This is a genomic window from Anaerostipes sp. CAG:276 (assembly GCF_000432215.1).
Classification (GTDB): Bacteria; Bacillota; Clostridia; order Lachnospirales; family Lachnospiraceae; genus Anaerostipes; species Anaerostipes caccae.
In genome coordinates, this window is the sequence record NZ_FR889194.1 from 1 (window position 1) to 506 (window position 506).

The 506-nt window shown below is 45.8% G+C and carries 1 pseudogene; it reads right to left on the reverse strand.

From position 1 onward, the window contains the following. Positions 1-506: pseudogene (locus QVP35_RS09760) on the reverse strand (NAD(P)H-dependent oxidoreductase); the annotation flags it as partial.

The following is a 506-nucleotide window of genomic DNA, read 5'->3' on the forward strand; positions in this document are numbered from 1 at the left end:
GATACTAATCCGTCGATCGGTACACAGGTCACTTCTCCGTCGATGACTGCTTTCGCTACCGTAAGCGGTGTCTCTAAGTTACATAAGTGGTATGGACGGTATAAGGTCCAAAGCGGTCCAGGTCCCATACTGTGGTATGCCATCTGGTATGCGATCTCTTCGTTCGGTGTAGATACGGTTACGAATACTCCAGGAGCAACTCCGTTTACATACTCTACAACTCCATGTTTGTTTAAGATTCCGCCGTCTTTCTTAAGCTTCAGGATATCATTTAACTCTTTGATTCCTTCGGTTCCCGGTGAAGTCTGTGGTCCGTGTCCTCCGATCACATCCGGTACTAATCCTGTGTAGTTAGACATTGCTGTCATCTCTACCATCGTCTTTGTTCCGTCTTTAAATGCGCAGAGCATCTTTGGACTCATGACTCTTCTGGTTGCTTCTTCTAATACAGTATCCGGGTTGCAGTCATAGTCCAGTTTGTTGTTCTTTCCTTTACCCATGACTTC